The sequence below is a fragment of the Brevibacterium sp. S22 genome (assembly GCF_004745485.1).
Classification (GTDB): Bacteria; Actinomycetota; Actinomycetes; order Actinomycetales; family Brevibacteriaceae; genus Brevibacterium.
The window spans coordinates 1-1,811 of the sequence record NZ_RHFG01000057.1 but is presented as its reverse complement, the minus strand read 5'-3'; the positions used below and the strand labels follow the sequence as shown (position 1 = coordinate 1,811).

Below are 1,811 nucleotides of genomic sequence, written 5' to 3'. Positions count from 1 at the left end.
GAGCCTGTTGCCGAATGGTTTCGGTTCTGGACCCGAAATTGCAGGAAACCTCAGCGACGTCGAAGTCCCGGCACCCAGACGGTTGGGATCTCGACATAGTCGTCAACGAAACAGCCCTCGGCGCGGTATTGCACCCATGACAGTCGCGAATAGCCGCTCACCACAGGAAATCGGGGCTTCCCGGCTCCGGTGCGGGACCCTCACACCGGAGCCGTCAGGCCCCGCACCTTACACAACCGGCCAATATTGACGACCGTGGCCATGAGCTTGGCCTCACCGACAGCTTTGACCAGCCCACGCATACTCATCCGACGCATGCCTCGCTGCTCCTTCACCCACCCATTCGCCGGTTCCACCAACGCACCACGACGTTTATACAACTCACTGTTGGCAGGATCGGCCAGCTTCTGTCGCATCGACTGCACCGCTTCGTGCTGGGATACCTCCGTCGTCGTATCCGTCTTCGCCAGGCGCCTCGACTTCCGATCACTAATCAGCCTAGGCGGTCCTTCGCATTCAAGATTGTCGATCGTGTGGTACCCGGCATCAGCCAACGCCATCCCGATCTTCGCCGGCCGACCGCACGCGGACTCATACTCCCGACCCACCGCAGCCAACATCGGCTGGAACAAGCGGAAATCAATCGGTTCGGTGAACACTTCCGCGGCCATGATCAGGTGATCATCCGATACCGCGAACTGCGTGTTATACGCCTGCATGAACCCCTGACGGGTCTTCATCAACCGTGACTGCGGGTCCGTGAAGTTCCGGTTCTTCGCCTGCGCCGACTTGTTCCCGGCCACACCCTGACGCCGCTTAGCTATCCTGGCCCGCATCTCATCGATGGCTCGTTTCCGTGAGTGCAACCGTTCCTGGTCATCCGGATGAAGCGGAGAACCTCCGCGAGGTCGTTTCCCAGTGGTCTTCAACTGCTCGTGGAACGAGTCGTACTTGTGCTTCAGGAAAGCATACAAACGGTCATACTTCTCAATCTTCTTCGCCAACGCTGTCTCCGACTGGGCCAGTTCACGTTCGTCAAACGACGGCTCAGCCGTTTCGAACGACGTCACACAATCCTGTGCCCGTTCGACTCGTTCAGCCTGATACCGGCCCTTCCTCGACTCCACCGACCGGATCAGTCCAGCCCGGGCCGCTTCATCGTCAGAGTCATCATCATCCACACCCAGTTCCTCGTCAGCATCATCAGCAGCGACAGCCTCGGCAGTGATCTCATCAATCAGTGACCGGTAGTACTCCTCGGACCGGTTCGCCCCCGTCGACGCATCAGCTGCGATCTTCGTGCCATCGATGGCGATGACACCGACATTGCCCATACCTGCCCGCACACACTCGCCCAACACCTGGGTGAACAAGCCGGTGAAAGCGTCGATGTGTTCGGACCTGAAGCGTGCGATCACGGTGTGGTCGGGAATGTCACCGCCACAAGCGACGCGGAAAGCAACATCGGTGTGGCATTGCCGTTCGATCGCCCTGGATGAGCGGACACCGACACTGTAGGCATACAGCAGCAACACCAGCAGCATGTCAGGGTCATATCCGGCCTGACCTGCCGTCGAGATCGAGGTCATGCGGCGGCGACGCTTAGCGAAGGCGCTGGTGTCGAGGTCAGCAACCAAGGCTTCGATGACCCACACCAGGTGATGGGCTGGTAGCCAATCCCGCATATCAGGCGGGAGGAGGAACTGCTGGTCACGATCGACCGGACGGTAGTTCTTAGCCATAGTCCATTGTCTCAAAAACGGCAATGGACCCTGTTGACAAACACGCCCAATCAATTCGGCAACAGGCTC

Annotated in this window: 1 protein-coding gene; it reads right to left on the bottom strand. The window is 59.1% G+C overall.

The window, feature by feature from the left end; translation table 11 throughout:
• Positions 1-200 precede the first annotated feature (200 nt).
• Complete coding sequence (locus EB835_RS20100; protein WP_135811186.1) at positions 201-1,742, bottom strand: transposase; 1,542 nt, start codon at positions 1,740-1,742, stop codon at positions 201-203.
• Between the last annotated feature and the right edge of the window lie 69 nt (positions 1,743-1,811).

Bases quoted from the DNA above. Each gene is read 5' to 3' on its own strand.
- EB835_RS20100 (WP_135811186.1), bottom strand. From the start codon at position 1,742: ATGGCTAAGAACTACCGTCCGGTCGATCGTGACCAGCAGTTCCTCCTC.